The organism is Oligella sp. HMSC05A10 (genome assembly GCF_001808335.1).
Taxonomy (GTDB): domain Bacteria; phylum Pseudomonadota; class Gammaproteobacteria; order Burkholderiales; family Burkholderiaceae_B; genus Oligella; species Oligella urethralis.
This window is the reverse complement of record NZ_KV792862.1, coordinates 14,684-35,496: the sequence shown is the minus strand read 5'-3', so window position 1 is coordinate 35,496 and position 20,813 is coordinate 14,684. Positions and strand designations below refer to the sequence as shown.

The 20,813-nt window shown below is 45.6% G+C and carries 21 protein-coding genes, 1 pseudogene and 1 riboswitch; of the genes and pseudogenes, 14 read left to right on the top strand and 8 right to left on the bottom strand.

All coding sequences use genetic code 11. The annotated features are described in order from the left end of the window. Window positions 1-555: 555 nt before the first annotated feature. The 11 genes and pseudogenes from nrdG (at window position 556) to HMPREF3144_RS02620 (ending at window position 9,829) form a co-directional block, all read left to right on the top strand. Complete coding sequence (nrdG, locus tag HMPREF3144_RS02665; protein ID WP_070476258.1) at window positions 556-1,017, top strand: anaerobic ribonucleoside-triphosphate reductase activating protein; 462 nt, start codon at window positions 556-558, stop codon at window positions 1,015-1,017. A 40-nt stretch (window positions 1,018-1,057) separates the two neighbouring features. Then, window positions 1,058-2,839: an anaerobic ribonucleoside-triphosphate reductase gene (gene nrdD / locus HMPREF3144_RS02660; RefSeq protein WP_070476256.1), complete on the top strand. Its 1,782-nt coding sequence runs from the start codon at window positions 1,058-1,060 to the stop codon at window positions 2,837-2,839. Window positions 2,840-2,984: 145 nt separating this feature from the next. Beyond that, window positions 2,985-3,092, top strand: a pseudogene (locus HMPREF3144_RS11985) (helix-turn-helix domain-containing protein); the annotation flags it as partial. A 132-nt stretch (window positions 3,093-3,224) separates the two neighbouring features. After that, entirely contained in the window at window positions 3,225-4,175 is a 951-nt protein-coding gene (phnD, locus tag HMPREF3144_RS02655; RefSeq protein ID WP_048767125.1) for a phosphate/phosphite/phosphonate ABC transporter substrate-binding protein, read from the top strand. Between the two features lie 15 nt (window positions 4,176-4,190). Further along, a complete protein-coding gene (gene phnC / locus HMPREF3144_RS02650) occupies window positions 4,191-5,030 on the top strand; it encodes a phosphonate ABC transporter ATP-binding protein (protein WP_018027013.1) in 840 nt (279 codons plus the stop codon). A 13-nt stretch (window positions 5,031-5,043) separates the two neighbouring features. Then, the gene (gene phnE, locus HMPREF3144_RS02645) at window positions 5,044-5,868 is read left to right on the top strand and encodes a phosphonate ABC transporter, permease protein PhnE (protein ID WP_018027014.1); all 825 of its coding nucleotides are present in this window, start codon (window positions 5,044-5,046) and stop codon (window positions 5,866-5,868) included. Continuing rightward, window positions 5,865-6,689 carry a phosphonate ABC transporter, permease protein PhnE gene (gene phnE / locus HMPREF3144_RS02640; RefSeq protein WP_036559250.1) on the top strand — a complete coding sequence of 275 codons (825 nt, stop codon included), beginning with the start codon at window positions 5,865-5,867 and terminating at the stop codon, window positions 6,687-6,689. The genes phnE (HMPREF3144_RS02645) and phnE (HMPREF3144_RS02640) overlap by 4 nt, the downstream gene beginning before the upstream one ends. 311 nt (window positions 6,690-7,000) lie before the next feature. Then, complete coding sequence (locus HMPREF3144_RS02635) at window positions 7,001-7,303, top strand: ArsR/SmtB family transcription factor (RefSeq protein ID WP_018027016.1); 303 nt, start codon at window positions 7,001-7,003, stop codon at window positions 7,301-7,303. Between the two features lie 44 nt (window positions 7,304-7,347). Next, complete coding sequence (locus HMPREF3144_RS02630; protein ID WP_070476254.1) at window positions 7,348-7,863, top strand: rhodanese family protein; 516 nt, start codon at window positions 7,348-7,350, stop codon at window positions 7,861-7,863. Between the two features lie 280 nt (window positions 7,864-8,143). Next, entirely contained in the window at window positions 8,144-9,475 is a 1,332-nt protein-coding gene (locus HMPREF3144_RS02625; protein ID WP_048767121.1) for a Na+/H+ antiporter family protein, read from the top strand. Window positions 9,476-9,520: 45 nt separating this feature from the next. Then, entirely contained in the window at window positions 9,521-9,829 is a 309-nt protein-coding gene (locus HMPREF3144_RS02620) for a monooxygenase (RefSeq protein WP_018027019.1), read from the top strand. Window positions 9,830-9,877: 48 nt separating this feature from the next. Here the strand turns inward: HMPREF3144_RS02620 and metF are convergent, their stop codons facing one another. From metF to metK, 4 genes are all read right to left on the bottom strand, one after another. Next, entirely contained in the window at window positions 9,878-10,732 is an 855-nt protein-coding gene (gene metF / locus HMPREF3144_RS02615; RefSeq protein ID WP_070476250.1) for a methylenetetrahydrofolate reductase [NAD(P)H], read from the bottom strand. A 4-nt stretch (window positions 10,733-10,736) separates the two neighbouring features. Continuing rightward, entirely contained in the window at window positions 10,737-11,075 is a 339-nt protein-coding gene (locus tag HMPREF3144_RS02610; RefSeq protein ID WP_018027021.1) for a phage holin family protein, read from the bottom strand. 122 nt (window positions 11,076-11,197) lie between these two features. Then, window positions 11,198-12,628: an adenosylhomocysteinase gene (ahcY, locus tag HMPREF3144_RS02605; RefSeq protein WP_018027022.1), complete on the bottom strand. Its 1,431-nt coding sequence runs from the start codon at window positions 12,626-12,628 to the stop codon at window positions 11,198-11,200. A gap of 80 nt (window positions 12,629-12,708) precedes the next feature. Beyond that, window positions 12,709-12,795: riboswitch (S-adenosyl-L-homocysteine riboswitch) on the bottom strand. A gap of 30 nt (window positions 12,796-12,825) precedes the next feature. Further along, window positions 12,826-13,989 (bottom strand): methionine adenosyltransferase, encoded by a 1,164-nt coding sequence (gene metK / locus HMPREF3144_RS02600; protein WP_070476248.1) that lies wholly within the window; start codon window positions 13,987-13,989, stop codon window positions 12,826-12,828. 283 nt (window positions 13,990-14,272) lie between these two features. Between metK and HMPREF3144_RS02595 the strand changes: the two genes are divergently transcribed. From HMPREF3144_RS02595 to xerC, 3 genes are read left to right on the top strand one after another with little or no spacing between them, the layout of a single operon-like run. Continuing rightward, a complete protein-coding gene (locus HMPREF3144_RS02595) occupies window positions 14,273-15,169 on the top strand; it encodes a lysophospholipid acyltransferase family protein (protein ID WP_070476246.1) in 897 nt (298 codons plus the stop codon). A gap of 44 nt (window positions 15,170-15,213) precedes the next feature. Beyond that, entirely contained in the window at window positions 15,214-16,851 is a 1,638-nt protein-coding gene (gene msrAB / locus HMPREF3144_RS02590) for a bifunctional peptide-methionine (S)-S-oxide reductase MsrA/peptide-methionine (R)-S-oxide reductase MsrB (RefSeq protein WP_070476244.1), read from the top strand. Window position 16,852: 1 nt separating this feature from the next. Continuing rightward, window positions 16,853-17,821, top strand: coding sequence for a tyrosine recombinase XerC (gene xerC / locus HMPREF3144_RS02585; protein WP_070476242.1), 969 nt, complete (start codon window positions 16,853-16,855; stop codon window positions 17,819-17,821). 164 nt (window positions 17,822-17,985) lie between these two features. On the opposite strand, the gene HMPREF3144_RS02580 is transcribed toward xerC, so the two are convergent. From HMPREF3144_RS02580 to HMPREF3144_RS02565, 4 genes are read right to left on the bottom strand one after another with little or no spacing between them, the layout of a single operon-like run. Next, the gene (locus HMPREF3144_RS02580; RefSeq protein WP_070476240.1) at window positions 17,986-18,786 is read right to left on the bottom strand and encodes a MetQ/NlpA family ABC transporter substrate-binding protein; all 801 of its coding nucleotides are present in this window, start codon (window positions 18,784-18,786) and stop codon (window positions 17,986-17,988) included. Window positions 18,787-18,800: 14 nt separating this feature from the next. Continuing rightward, window positions 18,801-19,058 carry a hypothetical protein gene (locus tag HMPREF3144_RS02575; protein ID WP_070476238.1) on the bottom strand — a complete coding sequence of 86 codons (258 nt, stop codon included), beginning with the start codon at window positions 19,056-19,058 and terminating at the stop codon, window positions 18,801-18,803. 15 nt (window positions 19,059-19,073) lie between these two features. Then, entirely contained in the window at window positions 19,074-19,922 is an 849-nt protein-coding gene (gene panC / locus HMPREF3144_RS02570; protein ID WP_018027053.1) for a pantoate--beta-alanine ligase, read from the bottom strand. A 1-nt stretch (window position 19,923) separates the two neighbouring features. After that, window positions 19,924-20,805 carry a segregation and condensation protein A gene (locus HMPREF3144_RS02565; RefSeq protein ID WP_018027054.1) on the bottom strand — a complete coding sequence of 294 codons (882 nt, stop codon included), beginning with the start codon at window positions 20,803-20,805 and terminating at the stop codon, window positions 19,924-19,926. Window positions 20,806-20,813 lie beyond the last annotated feature (8 nt).

Below are 20,813 nucleotides of genomic sequence, written 5' to 3'. Positions count from 1 at the left end.
CGGTTGTTTAAATTGTTAAAGAACACTTGGTTGATTTCAACCAGTTAAACCATCCTAACGGATCGCTTAGCTTGTTGTCATCAGCGCTGCTTCGTAAGCAGCAAAGATTTAAATTATGAATCATCTAAATCTATTTGTCAACACATTTTTAAAAAATATTTGAAAATAAATTTTAGTGTGTTGTTTTGAAGCTACCGCATCTGACTGATACTTTGCTTCGCTAGGGGTTATCCCTAGCTCCCTTAACTGGGAAAGATATGAATTATGAGCTATATATTTTATGCTGTCAAGCGTATTAGCTTTTGTGGCTGAATTATTGTTGTGTAAAAACACACACACATCATCCACGAATCACTTTTAGTATAGCCTTTTTCTCAATCAAAACAAGTACTTTTGAGACTTTTATCATCTCGTCTATTTCTGGCTTTTTATTTTATCTTGATCTGAGTCAACAAGCCAAAGTTTCCTTGCTTGTTTTTATCGATACACCTAGTAATAATCACTAAAACACTACATATAGTTATTTTTTTATAAACAACCACAATATATAGTGATATGAGGAATTTAAGATACAAACATGAGGAGGTTGTGTGGATTGAGGTGCCTGGTGAAGTATCACTCGCCTATCAATTTACAGGCTGCCCACTACGTTGCAAAGGGTGTCATAGCGCTGACACTTGGAAAGCGAACTCAGGTGAGATATTAAGCATTGAACATTTCAGTCGACGCTTGCAGCAATATCGTAACTTAATCTCTTGTGTTTTATTTATGGGCGGCGAATGGCTCCCTGATGAATTAACAGTCTATTTAGCCTTGTCCCGCCAAGCTAATTTAAAAACTTGTTTATATACTGGTTTAGAAAAAGAGCAAGTACCCGCGCAATTACTACCGCTATTAGATTATTTAAAAACTGGGCCATGGATTTCGGAACTTGGTGGCCTAGATCAATCAAGCACTAACCAACGCTTTATCGATTTAAAAAACGGCACACTCCTAAATCACTTATTTCATAAATAGTCAGTTACCCACTCATCTACTTATCGGAAGGATATTAAAAATGATACGCCTCAGCCCCACTCAAATCAGCGCTAAACTCGATTTTATGCGGAACTATATGGCCGCTCATAATGCGGCCGACGGCTCAACCATGGATGCCAATGCTAATGTCACCCATAAAAATATTGCTACCATGGAAAGTGAGCTACTTAAAGACTTTCTTATTCAAATTAATCGCGCACAGGTGAGTGCAAAAATCAGTCAGATTTTTGGCCAAGAATGGGCAGATGAATATATTCGCCAAATTGAAGCGCATGAGATTTATGTGCACGATGAAACCAGCTTAAAGCCCTATTGTGTATCCGTAACGCTTTATCCATTTTTGCATGATGGTTTAACTAAACTGGGCGGTGAATCAAAAGCACCAAAACATTTAGATTCTTTTTGTGGCTCATTTGTCAATCTAGTCTTCGCAATCAGTGCACAGTTTGCCGGTGCCGTAGCCACAGTTGAGTTTCTAAGCTATTTTGACTATTTTGCTCGACAAGATTATGGCGATAATTACTTAGATACACACTCCAACGAAATAGCCAATCACTTACAGCATGTTGTTTATAGTATCAACCAACCAGCTGCCGCACGAGGTTATCAAAGTGTTTTTTGGAATATCTCTATTTATGATAAATATTACTTTGATGCCATGTTCGGCAACTTTGTGTTTCCAGATTTCAGCAAACCGGTTTGGGAAAGTGTCTCGCGCTTGCAGGACTTTTTCCTAACGTGGTTTAATCAAGAGCGCACAAAATCTATTCTGACCTTTCCCGTCGTAACAGCGGCCATGCTAACAGAAAACGGTCAATGCAAAGATCAAAGCTTTGCCGAACACTTGGCAAAGGAGCTATCAGAAGGTAATTCCTTTTTTATTTACCTCTCCGACAACCCAGACTCATTAGCCTCTTGCTGCCGCTTACGCAACGAAATCGAAGACCACACCTTTTCCTATACCTTAGGTGCAGGTGGTGTTGCGACCGGATCAATCAACGTCATCACACTTAATATGAATAGACTAGAGCAAGATGGACGTGATCTTGCCACTGAAATAGATAAAATCCACCGTTATCAATACGCCTACCGCCAATTAATGGAAGACTATTTAAAAGCTGGTATGCTCTCAGTTTATGATGCCGGTTTTATCAGTATGGACAAACAGTTCCTCACGATTGGCATTAATGGTATGGTTGAGGCAGCAGAATCTCAAGGCATTAAAGCGAGCTATAACCCCGAGTATATTGACTTTGTACAAAGCCGCTTAAACACAATTTTTGAAACCAATAAAAAAGCATCGGCACATTATGGTGTCCGCTTTAATACGGAGTTTGTCCCAGCAGAAAACTTAGGTGTTAAAAATGCCAAATGGGATAGCGAAGACGGCTATAAAGTTTCTCGCGAATGCTATAACTCGTATTTTTATCCGGTCGAGGATGAACGGCTTAATGCGCTAGATAAATTTTTACTGCATGGTAGCGAGTTAGTCGATTACCTAGATGGTGGCTCAGCACTACATTTAAACCTAGATGAAGCACTCAGCCAACAGGGTTATAAATCACTCTTTGATATTGCTGCTCGCACAGGTTGCAATTACTTTTGCATTAACGTCAAAATCACTATTTGTAATAGCTGCAATCACATTGATAAGCGTACCTTACAGACTTGCAGCCATTGCGGCTCGACGGACATTGATTACGGTTCCCGCGTCATTGGTTACTTGAAACGAATCTCAGCCTTTAGCGAGGGACGTCGTAAAGAGCATGCTTTGCGCCACTACCATAGAGACGCTGCATGATTATTAATTCCTTATAAAGCAATCAACGGCGTGAGTTAATTCACGCCGTTTTGAATTAATCTCCCATCATATCAATATCGAAGTTTTCGCCTCACGTATATAGCGCAGCCAAACTCCTAAACCATATAAAAGGCAAAACTCACTCAGCATCAGTGAAATCTCATACGAATGCGGTTACAAGCACGTCTCTAATTTCACTCAGGCTTTCAAACAATATTTTCACTGCACGCCGGCTGAAATTCGAAAACCTTAACTTGCTGTTTCGAATCAAGACACTGAACGCTCCCCGACTCCTCTGTTTCCATTCATGAAACTGAAATAATACATTGCTAACATCATGTCATTAATCGACACTTTACTTACAACCAACTGAAAAGGACATGGAATGTTCAACCTCAAAAACCTGGCACTAGCCACCTTACTTGCTGTTTTACCATTAAGCAGCCACGCCCTCGACTCACGCTTTACCGATGCAGACGGTGATTTAGTGGCAGATGCGCCAACCGATCCTAAAGATTGGATTGACCCAGCGACCTTAGTATTTTCTTATACACCCGTTGAGGATCCGGCTGTTTACGCTGAAGTGTGGAAAGAGTTTATTGATCACTTAGCTGCCGAAACCGGTAAAAAAGTTCAATTCTTCCCAGTACAAAGTAATGCAGCCCAATTAGAGGCGATGCGCGCTGGTCGTTTACACGTCGCTGGCTTTAACACTGGCTCTAACCCATTAGCTGTTAACTGCGCTGGTTTTGTACCGTTTGCCATGATGGCTTCTAACGACGACCGTTATGGCTATGAAATGGAAATCCTAACCTACCCTGGTAGCGGCATTGAAAAAGTAGAAGATATTCGTGGCAAAAAACTTGCCTTTACCTCAGAAACTTCCAACTCTGGTTATAAAGCACCCTCAGCGCTATTAAAACAAGAGTTTAAGATGGAGGCCGGCAAAGACTTTGAACCCGTATTTAGCGGTAAGCACGATAACTCTATCTTAGGTGTTGCCAATAAAGACTACCCTGCTGCAGCCATTGCCAACTCCGTCTTATCTCGTATGCTTGAGCGTGATGTTGTAAAAGCTGATCAGCTCGTATCTATCTATAAATCGCAGTCATTCCCAACCACAGGCTATGGCTATGTGTATAACTTAAAGCCAGAGTTAGCTGAAAAAGTAAAAGCTGCATTCTTCAACTTTAATTGGGAAGGTACAGGCTTAGCTAAGGAATTTAACCATGTGAATCCACCACAGGAAAAATTCATGCCTATTTCCTTTAAAGAACACTGGAAAGTTGTGCGTGACATTGATGCCGCCATGAACGTCAGCTACGACTGCAAATAATTTAAAGGTATATTAATGCTTAAACTTGTTGACCTTGAAAAGCGCTACAACACTAATGAACCAGTGCTTAAGGGGATCAACCTTGAAGTCCAATCAGGTGAAGTAATTGGCCTGATTGGACCTTCAGGCGCAGGGAAATCAACCCTTATCCGTTGTGTTAATCGCTTAGTCGAGCCCAGCAATGGCGCTATTTTGCTTCAAGGTAACGATCTCAACAAATTATCCAAAAAGCAACTGCGACATGAACGTCGCCGTATTGGCATGATCTTCCAAGAATATGCCTTGATTGAGCGTCTAACGGTGATGGAAAATGTCCTATCCGGTCGCTTGGGACAGATGGGCTTTTGGAATAGCTGGTTTCGTCGTTTTAACCCAGAGGATATTAGCGAAGCCTATGAACTATTAGACCGCGTTGGTCTAAAAGGTAAAGAAAATAACCGTGCTGATGAGCTGTCCGGCGGTCAGCGTCAACGTGTCGGTATTGCCCGCGCCTTAATTCAGCGCCCTGATCTATTACTGATTGATGAACCGACTGCTAGCTTAGACCCTAAGACCTCGCGGCAAATCATGCGTCTCATTATCGAACTATGTCGTGAACGTGGCCTTGCTGCCATTATTAATATTCATGATGTGGTGCTAGCAAGCGAGTTCTTGCCACGCATCGTCGGTTTACGTGCTGGTTCAGTGGTATTTGATGGGCCTGCTAAAGCGCTCAATGACACCGTACTCAGTACCATTTATGGCGATGAGGACTGGACCGCTATTTGTAAGAAAATCGCTGCTCAAAGCACCGTTGACTCTGAAACCGAAGATAGCTCAACGGCGCTAAAAGATGCTGCCGTCTCTGCGGCTTAAAGGATTGACATTGATGAATAATCCGTCTAATTCCTTGATGCCGCCCGCCTATCCTAGCCAATGGAAAAAGCCACCTTTTATTCGTAATCCATTAACTCGCTATGGCTTACTGCTTGGGGCTGTTATTTATTTGGCCTTAAGTATCGGCTCCCTTGAGATTAACTGGGTCCGCTTAAGCCAAGGTTGGGAACGTGCGTGGATTTTTATTAAAGGCTTTTTAAGCCCTGACTTCACTACCCGCAGTGCCGATATTTGGCAAGGCATGGTAGAAAGCTTAACAATGGCGCTGACCTCAACCGCGGCCGGCATCATTATCTCTATTCCCATTGCCATCGGTGCCGCAAAAAACTTGAGCCCCACCTGGATTTATCTATTATGCCGCGGCATTATCGCTATTTCCAGAACCTTAAATGAAATTATCGTGGCCATTTTTATGGTGGCTTTATTTGGCTTTGGGGCTTTTGCGGGTTTCCTAACCCTAAGCTTTGCCACTATCGGCTTTTTAGCCAAGCTCTTGGCAGAGGATATTGAAGAAATCCAAACTTCTCAATTGGAAGCGATGGAAGCCACGGGTGCTAGTTTCATACAAACCTTAGACTTTGCCGTATTGACTCAATGTCTGCCGCGCTTAGTCGGTCTCTCACTGTATCGTCTCGATATTAATTTCCGCGAATCGGCGGTCATTGGTATTGTCGGTGCAGGCGGTATTGGTGGTACCTTGGGCACCTCCATGGATCGCTATGAGTACAGCTCTGCTGCGGCGATTTTGCTCTTAATTATTGCGGTCGTCATGATTGCTGAATACTGCTCCAGTATTGTTCGTAGGAAAATGTTATGAGTAGTAGTTTAAGTGTTAATGCTCAAACAATGCGCCAATGGCATAAGCGCACTCCGGTACAAAATGCCACTGTCTTCATGCTTTGGTTGGTGACCATTGCCTTTGTGCTATGGACCTTCCAAGTAATGACCAAAGACACGATTTGGGCCTTTGTAATGGATGCGCCACGGCAAATGCAGGATATTGGTGGTCGCATGTTCCCGCCCAACTGGCAGTCCATGAAAGAGCTTTGGTGGCCTCTCTGGGAGACCTTAAATATCGCTACCCTAGGTACCTTATTAGGCGCAATCTTGGCAGTGCCTGTGGCCTTTTTAGCAGCACGTAACACCACACCGAGTGCAGCGCTATTAAGACCCCTTGCGCTACTGATTATCGTCTCTTCACGCTCGATTAACTCATTAATTTGGGCTTTATTATTGGTGTCAATTTTAGGCCCCGGGGTACTAGCCGGCATCATTGCGATTGCACTACGTTCGATCGGCTTTATTGGAAAATTGCTGTATGAGGCGATTGAGGAAATTCGTCAAGAACCAGTGGAAGCAATTGTCGCCACGGGTGCCAAACCATCTCAGGTGATTACATGGGGTGTGTTTCCACAAATCGCACCTACCCTAGCTGGTATTTGCGTTTTCCGTTGGGATATTAATATCCGTGAATCCACCGTACTCGGTCTAGTCGGTGCGGGTGGTATGGGTTTAAAGCTAAATGCGGCCCTCAATACACTGGCTTGGCCTAAAGTGACGATGATTCTTATCGTCATCTTTGCGACAGTGATCGTGAGCGAGTGGGTAACGATGAAGCTCAGACAAAAACTCATTTAAGCCCAGGCTCCCCGCCATACAATCAATCTCAGAAAAACACTAAGCATGCGAAAAATCATGCTTAGTGCTTTATCTGCTCTGTAATTTTTCAGCTGCTAATGATAGAATCTGTAGTGACTATAACCAGCCTAATACTTTAGTCGCAGATTGGCGTATTAAAGCGGTTATAAAAGCTTACAAACTGAAGCATCCTATTGACAGTTAAGACGCTGAATTAGCCTGAGAAACAGTATAATTTAGAGTTGCTGTTAGGAGTTTTCCCTTTAACCTTGTTTTTTATTTCACAATATACTAAAATAGCAAAAGATAATATGAACATTGAAGCCAAAGATTTAGAAACTTTATCCAAAGACGCTGCGGATTTTATCAAAACCCTAGGTAATCCGCATCGACTATTAATTCTCTGTCTACTCGCTGAAAATGCTGAGATGAGTGTTGGTCAGATTCATCAGTATTCGAGTCTTAGCCAATCCGCCTTATCCCAACATATTGCGATTATGCGCAAAGAGGGTTTGATTGATTACCGTCGCCAGGCGCAAACGCTTAACTATCGTATTATCGATGAGCGTGTGTTTAAGATCGTGACTTCGCTCAAGGAGATTTTTTGTCCCTAGTCCGCACTAGGACACCATTAACCTTATTTATTTTTATTTGACCTATGACTTTAGCACTCATTACTGCCGAACAGGCTGCTCAACTGGTTAAAGAAGGCGCTATCTTAGTTGATATTCGCTCAGCGGCTGAGTATCGCAATCGCCATATTCCTGACTCCATTAATCACACGGTAGACGAGTTATCAACCGTCCAACTACCGGCTGACCGCGTTGTGATTTTCTTATGTCAATCCGGTATGCGTACCCGCACAAATGCAAATAAACTAGCTGCCGCCGCGCAACAAGCAAAGGCATTTTACATTCTTGAGGGTGGTATTGACAGCTGGCAAAAGCAAGGTCTTCCTGTGGAAGTCGCCGCTAATGCACCGTTAGAGCTGCAGCGCCAAGTTCAAATCGCTGTGGGTGTGATGGTAATTTTAGGCGTTGTTTTAGGTACATGGATTAATCCAGCTTGGTACATTTTAAGCGCCTTTGCCGGTGCGGGTTTATTAGTCGCTGGTCTAACCGGGTTCTGCGGTTTAGCCAGACTGTTGATGTTAGCCCCCTGGAATCGGGTCTGATCTTCAACGCTACTAGCATGGCGAGTCGCAAGTTTTGCGCTGCAGCCATAGCTATTTTCAACTTCTCACTGCTAGCACCCTAGGGGTGCTTCATATCACCCTTCACCACCATTCAAATGATGCAATGCATCCCTCGCCGCCAATGTGCTCACAACTGCCGTCACTCTGGCAGCGCCTTTGACAAAATTTCTCCACAGACGTCAGTTTAAAACACAGCTTTCTTTGCTTACGTTATGATTCAAGCTTTACAATTTGAATTACACGCTCACGGAGTATGTTCATGAATGCTGTCGTCCTCGCGGTACTTGTTATGCTGATTCTATCCTTAGCTCGAGTACACGTTGTTTTAAGTTTATTAGTCGGTGCCTTATCAGGCGGACTGCTAGCGGGTCTAGGTCTTAAAGCGACCTTGGAAGCCTTTCAAACCGGTCTAGCTAACGGCGCTCAAATCGCCCTCTCTTATGTGATGCTTGGGGCGTTTGCGATGGCGATTGCCTACTCTGGTTTACCACGTGCCATTGCCAATCGTGTTATTGAGAGCTTAGATAAAACGCAAAGTGCCGGTGCTCGGGTTAAGTGGTTGCTAATTGCCATTCTGGCGATTATGGGTGTGATGAGCCAAAACTTAGTACCGATTCACATTGCCTTTATTCCTTTGATTATTCCACCGTTAATTATGGTATTTAATCGCTTAAATATCGACCGTCGCGCGATTGCTTGCGTACTCACCTTTGGCTTAGTGACGACCTATATGTACCTGCCTTACGGTTTCGGTGAGATTTTCTTAAAGCAAATTCTTTTAGGTAATATCAATAAAGCCGGCATGGACACCTCTGGTCTAAATGTCATGAGCGTGATGTCAATCCCTGCCCTTGGAATGGCTTTTGGTCTATTGGTTGCGCTCTTTATTAGCTACCGTAAACCACGCCATTATGAAAATAAACCTCTGACTAACACCAGTAATGACAAGCAGGAAAGTGGCAACAATAAAAGCCAGCGCTACAACAATCTGATTGCCTTAATCGCCATTATTGGTTCCTTTGCAATTCAACTCAGCACAGGTTCCTTACTATTGGGTGCGATGATTGGCTTCACCATCTTTATTGCCTTCGGTGTTATCAGCTGGCGTGATGCTGATGCCGTGTTTAATGACGGCCTACGCATGATGGCAATGATTGGTTTTATTATGATTTCTGCTCAGGGCTTTGCCGAAGTGATGAAGACCACCGGCGAAATCAATAGCCTGGTTAGTGCCTCGGCTGAGCTCTTTGCCGGTAATAAAGGCATGGCTGCACTAGCGATGTTATTGGTTGGTTTATTGGTGACCATGGGTATTGGCAGCTCCTTTTCCACCCTACCCATTATTGCGGCAATTTATGTGCCGATCTGCATAACCATGGGCTTTTCAACCGCTGCTACCGTCGCCTTAATTGGTACCGCCGGCGCCCTCGGTGATGCGGGTTCACCCGCTTCAGACTCAACCCTCGGGCCTACCATGGGTTTAAATGTGGACGGTCAGCATAACCATATCTACGATTCAGTGATCCCGACCTTTATTCACTTTAATATCCCGCTCTTAGTATTTGGCTGGATTGCGGCGATGGTGCTATAGGCTTTAGACTAAGGTCTGACACTAGATAACTAGCGGAGAGATGTTATGAATTATATTTTGCAAGTAGATTTTCCATTTGATGGACCGTGGGATAAGGCCATGTATACGGCGATGCAGGATTTAGCAAAGTCAATTAATAATGAACCGGGCTTAATCTGGAAAATCTGGACTGAGAACCAAGCCGATAAGTCAGCGGGCGGGATTTATTTATTCGATAGCCGACACAATGCCCAGAAGTATTTGGAAATGCATTCAGCCCGTCTAGCAGCGGTCGGCATCAAGGATATCCGCGGTCGAATCTTTGCCATTAATGATAAGCTCTCCGAGCTTAATAAAGCACCCCTCGGTTTTTAATCAATCAATTAAGCCCTTAGGACAAGCGACCTAAGGGCTTAATTTTTACTACTGGGCTTGCAAGGCACGGCAAATTTTCAATACTGGCTCTGCTTGATTGAGCGTATAGAAGTGTATGCCCGGCGCACCACCACGACGTAGATCATCACATAGCCTGCTCACCACTTCATGACCAAAGTCACGAATTGATTGCACATCATCCCCATAGCTCTCTAGGCGCTTAGCAATCCAGCGCGGGATTTCAGCACCGCACATTTTTGAGAAACGCGCCAATTTGCTATAGTTGGTAATTGGCATAATTCCTGCCACAATCGGGATGGTTACGCCCTTAGCCTGCGCTCTATCCACAAAATCCCAATAGGCATCGGCATTATAAAAATACTGTGTAATCGCCATATTGGCGCCAGCATTCACCTTGGCCACAAAATGCTCTAGATCCTCATCAAAGCTTTCCGCCTGGGGATGCATCTCTGGATAGGCGGCCACCTTGATACTAAACCAATCGCCACGATGCTCCCTAATCAAACGCACCAGATCCACGGCATTACGCAAGGGTGAATCGGCCAAACCCATACCGGAGGGCAAATCCCCCCGCAACGCCACAATACGGCGAATGCCTTTGGCCTGATAACTATCGAGAATCTCCCTAATTGCCGCCGGCTGACTGCCCACACAGGCTAAATGTGGCACCGCCTCACAGCCTAAGTTCGACACCATCTGCACGGTATCCTCCGTGCCTTCACGAGTTGAACCACCCGCACCATAGGTCACGCTGATATAGTCCGGATCTATTTCAAGCAGCTGCTTGGTCGTTTCTACCAGTCGCTCACGAGCGCTCTGCTCTCTCGGCGGGAAATACTCCAAACTAAAAAAACGAGAGCCCTCAGTCTCAATTCGATTCATGCTGTTATCTCATAAAAATATAGCTGAGGATGGAAGTAAAGAGGGAGTATAGGATTGGCGCCAAGAAAAAGGCAACCCCACCTCGTACTTCAAAGCCTTTTAAAAACTTACTACCTAACCAAAATAAAAAACCGTTGATGACCAATAAAAACAGCCCCAAGGTCACGATGGTGATGGGAATCGTTAAAATCACCAAAATCGGTTTGACCAAAGTATTAAGCAAAGCCAACACGGCTGCAGCAATAAAGGCCGAGAAGTAATTTTCAACGTGCACGCCCTTTAGCACAAAGGCTACCGCCATCAAAGCAAAGGCATTTAACAGCCAAACAATAATAAAATCCATGGTATGCTCCTATCCTCAGATTGAGTAAAAAATTCTAAAGCAGTGATCCCGACTGCATAGCACTCAGGATCACCTTAAATCATTGATAGTATGAACGCTTAGAAAAAAAATTTCCTATACCATTAGTAACGATAGTGGTTAGGCTTATACGGTCCGTCCACCGACACGCCGATATAGTCGGCTTGCTCTTGGCTCAGTGTGGTGAGTTGTACGCCGAGTTTTTGTAAGTGAAGGCGCGCCACTTTTTCGTCTAAATGCTTAGGTAACACGTAGACTTGACCATTTTCATACTTATCACCATGACAAAAGAGCTCAATTTGCGCAATGGTCTGGTTGGTAAAGGAAGCAGACATCACAAAGGATGGGTGACCGGTAGCACACCCTAAATTTACTAAGCGACCCTGCGCGAGTAGAATAATCCGTTTACCATCAGGGAAAATCACATGATCCACCTGCGGTTTAATTTCTTCCCACTCCAGCGACTCTAAGCTAGCGACATCGATTTCATTATCAAAGTGGCCAATATTACATACAATCGCTTCGTTTTTCATTTGTTCCATATGCTCACGCGTAATCACATGGTAATTACCGGTAGCGGTCACAAAAATATCTGCTTTAGCGGCAGCTTCTTCCATGGTCACGACTTTGTAACCCTCCATTGAGGCTTGCAGGGCGCAGATTGGGTCAATTTCCGTTACCCATACTTGGGCTCTTAGCGCTTGCAGTGCTTGGGCGCAGCCCTTACCGACGTCACCAAAGCCAACTACCACGGCGATTTTACCGGCAATCATGACATCGGTTGCGCGCTTAATGCCGTCGACCAAGGACTCACGGCAGCCGTAAAGATTATCGAACTTAGACTTGGTTACGGAGTCATTCACATTAATGGCTGGGAAGGCTAGCTCACCCTTTTTAGACATTTGATAAAGACGATTAACACCAGTAGTCGTTTCCTCGGTCACACCCTTAATTTGAGCAAGGCGGACTGAGTACCAAGAAGCGTCCTCGGCTAATTTCTTTTTAATCGAAGCAAATAAGGCTTTTTCCTCTTCACTGCTTGGATTATCCAACACCGACGGGTCCTTTTCGGCCTTAGCACCTAAATGCAATAACAGCGTCGCATCGCCACCGTCGTCTAGAATCATATTTGCCTGCTGATCGGCACCGCCCGGCCAATTAAAGATTTCATGGCAATAAGCCCAATACTCGTCCAAGGTCTCACCCTTAATGGCAAAAACCGGGATATTTTGAGCAGCAATCGCGGCAGCCGCATGGTCTTGGGTTGAAAAAATATTGCACGAAGCCCAACGCACCTCGGCACCTAAGGCAACCAAAGTTTCAATTAACACGCCGGTCTGAATGGTCATGTGTAAGCTACCCGCAATACGCGCACCCTTTAGTGGCTGACTGGCTGCGTATTCTTCACGCGTTGCCATTAAACCCGGCATTTCTGTTTCAGCAATGGATAATTCACGACGCCCCCAGTCGGCTAAGCTAATATCCTTAATCACATAGTCCTGGGCCTTGATATTGGCACTCAGTTGATCGGCCATTTGATACTCCTAAGAATTTTTTAAAAAATAAAATTGAGAGTCAGTAGACACAAAAACGCCCACCAACTCTGAATCTAGAGATATGGTGAGCGCCGTTAGGATAATAAGATGGTTTAGTGCTGACGAGCCTGGCAGATAATCAATCTGTCGCAACGCCCCTCGTCAGCCTAAGTAATTGATAATTATAGCAGATTATATTAGAGCTCTGCTTTTAAGGCAGGCACACGGTCTAAGGCCTCCCAAGTAAACTCAGGCTCATTACGACCGAAGTGACCGTAAGCAGCTGTTTTGCTATAAATCGGACGTAGCAAATCAAGCATCTCGACAATACCGCGCGGTCTGAGATCGAAGTGCTTACGCACTAGCTTTGCAATCTCATCATCCGGCATCACACCGGTACCCTTAGTATAGACGGTGATATTAATCGGCTCAGCAATACCGATAGCATAGCTGACTTGTACCTCGCACTGGCGCGCCAAGCCGGCAGCCACCAGATTTTTAGCGACATAGCGCGCTGCATAAGCAGCAGAACGGTCGACCTTAGAGGGATCCTTACCAGAGAAAGCGCCACCCCCATGTGGGCATGCACCGCCGTAGGTATCCACGATGATTTTACGACCTGTTAGACCCGCATCCCCCTGAGGACCACCAATCACAAACTTACCGGTGGGGTTAACAATAAACTTCGTATCCGGTGTAATTAGTTCAGCCGGGATACTCGGTAAAATAATCTCGCGTTTAACCTGCTCTTTAAGCGCTTCTTGCGTGATATCCGGGTGATGTTGAGTAGACACTAAGACCGTATCTACTTCGGCTGGCTTACCATCGATATAGCGGAAAGTTAGCTGTGCCTTAGCGTCAGGGCGTAACCATGGGAGACGACCATCCTTGCGTAGCTCACTCTGGCGCTGCATAATGCGATGAGCATACCAAATCGGTGCCGGCAGTAAATCCTCAGTCTCATCACACGCAAAACCGAACATCAAGCCCTGGTCACCCGCCCCCTGATCGAGGATGTTCTCCTCGCTGCGGTCAACGCCTTGGGCAATGTCAGGTGACTGGCGGTCATAGGCCACCAGCACTGCACATGTTTTATAATCTATACCATATTCGGGGTTATCGTAGCCGATGCGCTTTAGTGTCTCACGCGCCACTGCTTGATAATCCACATTCGCCGTGGTGGTAATTTCCCCGGCCAAGACCACTAAACCAGTACTACAAAGCGTCTCAGCGGCGACACGTGCATTAGGATCCTGCGCTAAGATAGCATCCAGCACGGCATCAGAAATTTGGTCAGCAACTTTATCCGGATGGCCTTCAGAAACAGATTCTGACGTAAATAAAAAATCGTTATGCGCCATTTTAAGTAGCGTCCTTATATTTTTTAAAAAAACAGTAGAAAATTAATTTGGTATTGTATACCAATTGACAAAGCCATAGCGCTGAGAGTGAACGGATTGCGCTTTTCTTATCACTTGATTGGTGCTGAGGCATGGTGGTAGCGCCCCAACTGCCATGGCTTAGCTATTCACTTAGGCTTGCACATCCAGCGCAATTTATTCAGCTGGCATCTAATCAATCGTCTTGTTGTATACTGCTATTTTTAACCTTGCACGATGACCATTCGCTGCATTTCCAGTGTTCATGAAACATTCCTTTAAATATAAAGCACTTAATCAGTTATTTCATTTTTTAGGGCAACTCTCTCTAAAAAATCGCTTACGTGTGGGGGCTTTTTTAAGTCTAATTGCACCCTTGGTGATGCGACGACGCATTAGGATTGTTAAGAAAAATTTAGAATTAAGCTTTCCTAAGGCCAGTGAAGCAGAGCGCGCCCAGTGGCAAAAGCAACATATTCGTGCGCTTTGCCAAAGCATTGTGGACCGGGGGTTTATTTGGTATGGGCCAGAGGAAGAAATCAAAGCACAAGTTCAGCTGAAGAATTTTCACTACCTGCAACAAGCCATGGATAATCAGGAGTCGATTATTCTTTTAGCACCGCATTTTATCGGATTAGATGTGGCCGCTTCTCGCATGACCATGATTGTGCCGGAGAGCGCAACCATTTATTCAGCACAGCGCAACCCGCATATTGATGCCATTATCCGTGATGGTCGTGCCCGCTTTAATAAGGTGCATATGATTGAGCGCAAAGAGGGTGTGCGGGGCATGTTACGCTACCTAAAGCAAGGCTTTCCCGTGTACTACTTACCGGACATGGACTTTGGCCGTAAAGGCAGTATTTTTGTGCCCTTTTTCGATATCCCTGTCGCCACCCTACCCACCACCGCTGTACTGGCAGAGAAATGGGGAGCCACCATTATCCCTATTTATAGCCATTGGGATCCACAAAGCGGTCATTATGAAGTTGAAGTATTAGCGCCTTTGCTGAACTTTCCCGGGGAGCAATCAGTCGAAGAAGCAACCCTTTTTATTAATCAATTAATTGAAAAGCTCATCCTGCGTGATCCGAGTCAATACTACTGGGTACATAGACGTTTTAAAACCCGCCCAGATCCAGCCGCGCCCAAGTTCTACTAAGGGACCGATGGTGATTCGACAGCACGCGGACGTGGAGAACTATCATGCACACACTTTTTCGTATTCTGAGCACCTTGTTATTTCTAAGTCTCAGTTTCTTTAGTTTTTCAGCGCATAGCGTCGGCGCAAGCAGCCAGCTGCATGTAGGTCAACGCATTGCGAAGCTCAAAGACTTCCAGGGTAAACCAGCGACGGATTATCTTAAAAAAGGTCAGCCAAGCTTGGTGAAGTTTTGGGCCAGTTGGTGCCCGCTATGCTTAGCTACGCTTGAAGAAACCCGTGACTGGCGGCTGGATCCCGATTTTGCTGGGGTCAATATCATCAGCCTCGCCTCCCCCGGCTATTTGAATGAGCAAAGCCCCAAGGAATTTAGACAATGGTACCGCGGGGTTAATTTTGACAATTTACCGGTAATTGTGAATGATGGTGGTGAACTGACCCGTGCCATCGGTATCTCGGCTTATCCTAGCTGGGGCTTAATTGATGCTGAGGGTCGTTTACAACGTGTGATAAAAGGCCATATCACCAAGGAGCAAGCACTTGCGCTCGTGGCGGATAAAGACTACGAAATTAAGCGCAAGACCCCCGATTTTTATCGACCGAGTAAGGACACGGCACAGCAACAAAAGGACAAGGCAAATCTTATGAAAACAAAGGAAATCTATCTAGCAGGCGGCTGCTTTTGGGGCGTGGAAGCGTATTTTGAACGTATCCCTGGGGTTGTCAATGCCGTCTCTGGCTATGCTAACGGCAAAACCCGCCAGCCGACCTATGAGCAAGTCATCTATATGAACACCGGTCACGCTGAAACGGTGAAGGTGGTCTACGATCCTGAGCGTATCGACTTAGAAACGATTTTACGTCACTACCTACGCATCATCGATCCGACCAGCTTAAATCGTCAGGGTAATGACCGCGGCACCCAATACCGCACTGGTATTTACTACAGCGAGCCGAGCGATAAAGACATCATTACGGCCGTGCTAGCACGTGAACAAAGCAAATGGGAGCGCCCTATCGTGGTTGAAAATCAGCCCTTAATCGCTTTTGATGAGGCTGAGGAATATCATCAAGACTATCTTGCTAAGAACCCCAATGGCTACTGTCATATCGATTTAAACCTAGTTGATAAGCCATTAGCCGAGGAAAAAACGCCATTGAATCTCCAAAACGGCAGCAATACCAAAGCCATGCAAGAGCATAACGCACAAAGCTCGATCACAGTGAACCCTGCAGACTATCATGTACCCAAGGAGGAGGAACTACGCAAAACGCTAAGTCCTCTTTCCTATCAGGTGACTCAACAAAATGCCACCGAGCGTGCCTTTACTCACCCCTATGATCATTTATTTGAAGCGGGCATCTATGTGGATATTGTGAGCGGTGAACCTCTTTTTAGTTCGGACGATAAATACGATTCCGGCTGCGGTTGGCCCTCCTTTACCAAGCCCATTGTGCCAGAAGTGATTACCGAGCATCTGGATACTTCCTATAATATGCAGCGTATCGAAACCCGTAGTCGCGTTGCCGACGCGCATTTAGGACATGTTTTTCCTGACGGTCCGCGCGATCGTGGCGGCTTACGTTATTGTATTAACGGCGCTGCCTTAAAGTTTATCCCTAAAGCCGAGATGGAAGCGGCCGGCTATGGTTATTTACTCCCTTTAGTGAGTGATAAATAGCATGAGTCAGGTGCTTAACCGTGAGCAGTTAAATCAATGGCTCGACTATATGCAGCAGCAACGTCGCTGCTCCGAGCATACTTTAGCTGCTTATCGGCGGGATTTAAAGGCTTTGATAGCACTTTATCCTGAGCACAATCTCCAAGCGCTCAGTCATGACTTACTACGGCGTGCAGTGGCGCGTTTGCATGCCAGCGGCTACAGCCCTCGCTCCATCGCCCGTATTGTTGCGGCCTGGCGCTCTTTTTATCAATGGCTTAGCGAGCGGGTTGAACTTAAAAGTAACCCCGCAGCGCACCTTAAGACACCCAAAGTTCCTCGACCGCTACCCAAGGCGATGACGGTGGATCAGACCACCGCCTTTTTAGACCGTAGTCAACAGCTTAGCAACGCCACTGAGGCTAAGGATGTATGCGATGTGGCCATGTTTGAATTGCTTTATAGCAGTGGCTTACGGCTCTCGGAATTAGTGCAGCTTGACTGCCACTATGTCAAAACAGCGAGTTATGAATCCCTCGGTTGGATTGATTTGACTGAAAAAGAGATTAAAGTCGTCGGTAAAGGCAATAAAACCCGCATTGTTCCTCTAGGGGAAAAAGCTGCTGAGGCGATTCGTCATTGGTTGACAATGCGTGAGGCTAGCTTGACACCACAGGCTAATGAAAGCGATAGGGCTGCCTTATTCTTAGGTGCTAGAGGTCGTCGCATTAGCCCTCGGGCGGTGCAACTTCGCTTAAAGGCCATGGCGCTCAAAACCGGCGCCGACAGTGCTATTCACCCACATATGATGCGACACAGCTTTGCTAGTCATCTACTGCAGTCGGCACAAGACCTACGGGCCGTGCAAGAGCTGTTAGGGCACAGCAATATCTCCACTACACAAATTTACACCCGTTTAGACTATCAACATTTGGCTAAAGCTTATGATGCTGCCCATCCAAGGGCGCAGAGAAAAGGCAAAGAGGATTGATAAGGGGGTAATGTCTATTAAAAATAGGGTGTCTATGCCACCATCGGCTCTCAATAGTCAGTTAGTCGTGACACCCTGAATACTTCTATTCTTGGCAATTCACCTACTGATAAGCTTATCAGCATGAGCGGATGTCCCACAAAAGAAGGCAGACAGGCTAAAGCTTAAGGCGCCTTAACAGGTATCACCGTACCCTGATACTTATCCTCAATAAACTTCACGGTTTCAGCACTTTGCCATACCTGATTTAGCTTTTTAATGGCTGCGCTGTCCTTATTATCTTCTCGACTTGCGCAAAGATTGGCATAGGGAGAGTCTGCCGCTTCCATAAATAAGCTATCACGTTTAGGATTTAAATCAGCATCCAGCGCATAATTGGTATTGATCACTGCTAAATCCACATCGCTTAACACACGAGGAATGGTAGCCGCCTCTAATTCTAAAAACTTTAATTTTTGGGGATTGTCGGCAATATCACGCGCAGTGGCGAATAAATTCTCTGGATCCTTAAGCGTAATTAAACCCTCTTTTTGCAATAACAATAAGGCTCTGGCACCATTGGTCGTATCTGAGGGAATCGCTACCGTGGCGCCCTTTTTAAGTTCAGCCAACGAACTAATCTTGGTGGAATAAGCACCTAAAGGCAAAACATACATGTAGCCTTGGGGCTGTAAATTCTGACCCTCATTTTTATTAAACGACTCTAAGTGCGGCAAATGCTGAAAGCAGTTGACATCAATTTGCTTTTCCACCACCTGTTGATTAGGCTGGATAAAGTCGGTAAAGACATGCACCTTTAGATCCACGCCCTGCTCCGCCATTTGTGCCGTCATAAACTCGAGAATCTCCGCAGCCGGCACTGGGGTGGCGGCAACACTCAACTGCTCATTAGCAGCGACAGCATTGACGCCGAATAAAGCACTTAAACCATAAGCAACTAAACTAGCCTTAAAAATTTTTTTCATCAAACATCCTACAACTACTTCTGTTCAGTAGCACTGTCAGCTACCGCTTTCTCACCCTCTGCCGATGCCAATTTGACTGCGGCTGCGGGACCAACTGCTGCCACCTGCTCTTGCGCTTTTTTTAACTTACCATCGTTATCAAAAGCTTCGGGGTATTTTTTGCGAAAATGATTGGCCAGCATCTTCATCGTCACTAAGTGAATAATGATCAAAAAAGCCACCAGAACCAAGGCAACCCAAAGAATATTTGGATAAGTCAATAATGAATTCATTGGCAATACATCCTCTTAATAGTTAACTTCTAAGTTATCAATTAATCGAGTCGAACCCAATTTAGCGGCACCTAGCACCACTAAAGGTTCCTTGTTGGCGAGCTCTTCGGGGGTGGGTTGCCATAAGTCACGCTGACGGCGTACGCTCAAATAGTCTACGACCCAGCCACGCTCACTCAAATAGGCACAGGCCTCACGCTCGATTTGCTCAGTTTCAAGCACACCAGCGGCTAAACGAGCCTCCATTTGCTTGAGTGTTTGATAGAGCTGAATCGCCTCTGCTTTTTCCGCATCCGATAAATAACGATTTCTGGAGGACAGGGCTAAACCATGCTCATCACGCACCGTTTCATGAGCCACAATCTCAACTGGCAGTTGAAACTGACGACACATTTGGCGCACCACCATCAGCTGCTGATAGTCTTTTTTCCCAAAAACAGCGACTTTAGGTTGCACACAGGAAAAAAACTTCATTAAGACGGTCGACACTCCCTCAAAGAAGCCGGGGCGCGACTCACCTTCCAAAATATGCCCTAAATTATCTGGTGTTTGTACACTAAAACTCTGTGGCTCTGGGTAAATCTCATCGAGAGTCGGCGCAAACAGCACGTATACATCGCGCAAGGCCTCTAACTTTTCAATATCCTGTTCAAGCGTGCGCGGATACTTATCGAAGTCCTCATTAGGACCGAATTGCAAGGGATTCACGAAAATACTGGCAACCACTGGATCACCATATTGACGCGCCATGCGCATCAGGGATAAATGCCCCTCGTGCAAATTACCCATGGTCGGCACATAAGCCGTACGCAATTGGCCGCTTAATTGCTGCCTTAGTTCCTCAATAGTGCGAACAACCTTCAAATTAATTCTCCATGACCTCCGTCACGCTGATATAAGCGAGACGAACATAAATCGGGGCATAGGGCTCGACTTGCGTAATTTCTACCAAGCTTTCGCGAGCCAACTCTAATAATGCTAAAAAATGAACAACTACCACCGCCGCCGCTTCTCCGGCCTCAATGCGCTCAATAAAAAGCTCCTTAAACTCCATAAAGCGCACCCCGCCCAAACGGCGCAAGATATGACCCATATGCTCACGCACCGAGAACTGCTCACGGCTAATATGGTGACGCTTATTTAAACTGGCTCGACGCATAATCTCTGCCCAAGCATCACGCAGATCCTCAGCGCTAACCTCGGGTAAAAGCTGTGCCACAACCACGTCCTTATGCACTTTGGCTCGCTGAAAATCCCGACCAATTTGGGGCAACTCATCCAAATGACGTGCTGCCAACTTCATCTTCTCGTACTCTAATAAGCGTCGTACCAGCTCGGCGCGCGGATCCTCCACTTCCTCATCTGAATCCGCCTTTTTAACCGGCAACAGCATGCGCGACTTAATCTCAATCAGCATTGCTGCCATCAACAAATACTCTGCCGCCAGCTCCAGATTATGCTCACGAATCTGCTGTACATAGCCTAGATACTGTCGCGTGAGCTCAGCCATTGGAATATCGAGTACGTTAAAATTTTGCTTACGAATCAAATAAAGCAAAAGATCCAGCGGCCCCTCAAAGGCCTCTAAAAAGATCTGTAGCGCATCAGGCGGGATATATAAATCCTGCGGCACATTGAATAAAGGCTCACCATAAAGACGAGCAAGCGCCACATGATCAACCGTATCCGGTGTACTATCATGCTGAGGAAGATGTAGCTGCGCTAGTTGAGACTCATCAACAGGCATGAGCTTAA

Bases quoted from the DNA above. Each gene is read 5' to 3' on its own strand.
- nrdG (WP_070476258.1), top strand. From the start codon at position 556: ATGAGGAATTTAAGATACAAACATGAGGAGGTTGTGTGGATTGAGGTG.
- nrdD (WP_070476256.1), top strand. From the start codon at position 1,058: ATGATACGCCTCAGCCCCACTCAAATCAGCGCTAAACTCGATTTTATG.
- phnD (WP_048767125.1), top strand. From the start codon at position 3,225: ATGTTCAACCTCAAAAACCTGGCACTAGCCACCTTACTTGCTGTTTTA.
- phnC (WP_018027013.1), top strand. From the start codon at position 4,191: ATGCTTAAACTTGTTGACCTTGAAAAGCGCTACAACACTAATGAACCA.
- phnE (WP_018027014.1), top strand. From the start codon at position 5,044: ATGAATAATCCGTCTAATTCCTTGATGCCGCCCGCCTATCCTAGCCAA.
- phnE (WP_036559250.1), top strand. From the start codon at position 5,865: ATGAGTAGTAGTTTAAGTGTTAATGCTCAAACAATGCGCCAATGGCAT.
- HMPREF3144_RS02635 (WP_018027016.1), top strand. From the start codon at position 7,001: ATGAACATTGAAGCCAAAGATTTAGAAACTTTATCCAAAGACGCTGCG.
- HMPREF3144_RS02630 (WP_070476254.1), top strand. From the start codon at position 7,348: ATGACTTTAGCACTCATTACTGCCGAACAGGCTGCTCAACTGGTTAAA.
- HMPREF3144_RS02625 (WP_048767121.1), top strand. From the start codon at position 8,144: ATGAATGCTGTCGTCCTCGCGGTACTTGTTATGCTGATTCTATCCTTA.
- HMPREF3144_RS02620 (WP_018027019.1), top strand. From the start codon at position 9,521: ATGAATTATATTTTGCAAGTAGATTTTCCATTTGATGGACCGTGGGAT.
- metF (WP_070476250.1), bottom strand. From the start codon at position 10,732: ATGAATCGAATTGAGACTGAGGGCTCTCGTTTTTTTAGTTTGGAGTAT.
- HMPREF3144_RS02610 (WP_018027021.1), bottom strand. From the start codon at position 11,075: ATGGATTTTATTATTGTTTGGCTGTTAAATGCCTTTGCTTTGATGGCG.
- ahcY (WP_018027022.1), bottom strand. From the start codon at position 12,628: ATGGCCGATCAACTGAGTGCCAATATCAAGGCCCAGGACTATGTGATT.
- metK (WP_070476248.1), bottom strand. From the start codon at position 13,989: ATGGCGCATAACGATTTTTTATTTACGTCAGAATCTGTTTCTGAAGGC.
- HMPREF3144_RS02595 (WP_070476246.1), top strand. From the start codon at position 14,273: ATGAAACATTCCTTTAAATATAAAGCACTTAATCAGTTATTTCATTTT.
- msrAB (WP_070476244.1), top strand. From the start codon at position 15,214: ATGCACACACTTTTTCGTATTCTGAGCACCTTGTTATTTCTAAGTCTC.
- xerC (WP_070476242.1), top strand. From the start codon at position 16,853: ATGAGTCAGGTGCTTAACCGTGAGCAGTTAAATCAATGGCTCGACTAT.
- HMPREF3144_RS02580 (WP_070476240.1), bottom strand. From the start codon at position 18,786: ATGAAAAAAATTTTTAAGGCTAGTTTAGTTGCTTATGGTTTAAGTGCT.
- HMPREF3144_RS02575 (WP_070476238.1), bottom strand. From the start codon at position 19,058: ATGAATTCATTATTGACTTATCCAAATATTCTTTGGGTTGCCTTGGTT.
- HMPREF3144_RS02565 (WP_018027054.1), bottom strand. From the start codon at position 20,805: ATGCCTGTTGATGAGTCTCAACTAGCGCAGCTACATCTTCCTCAGCAT.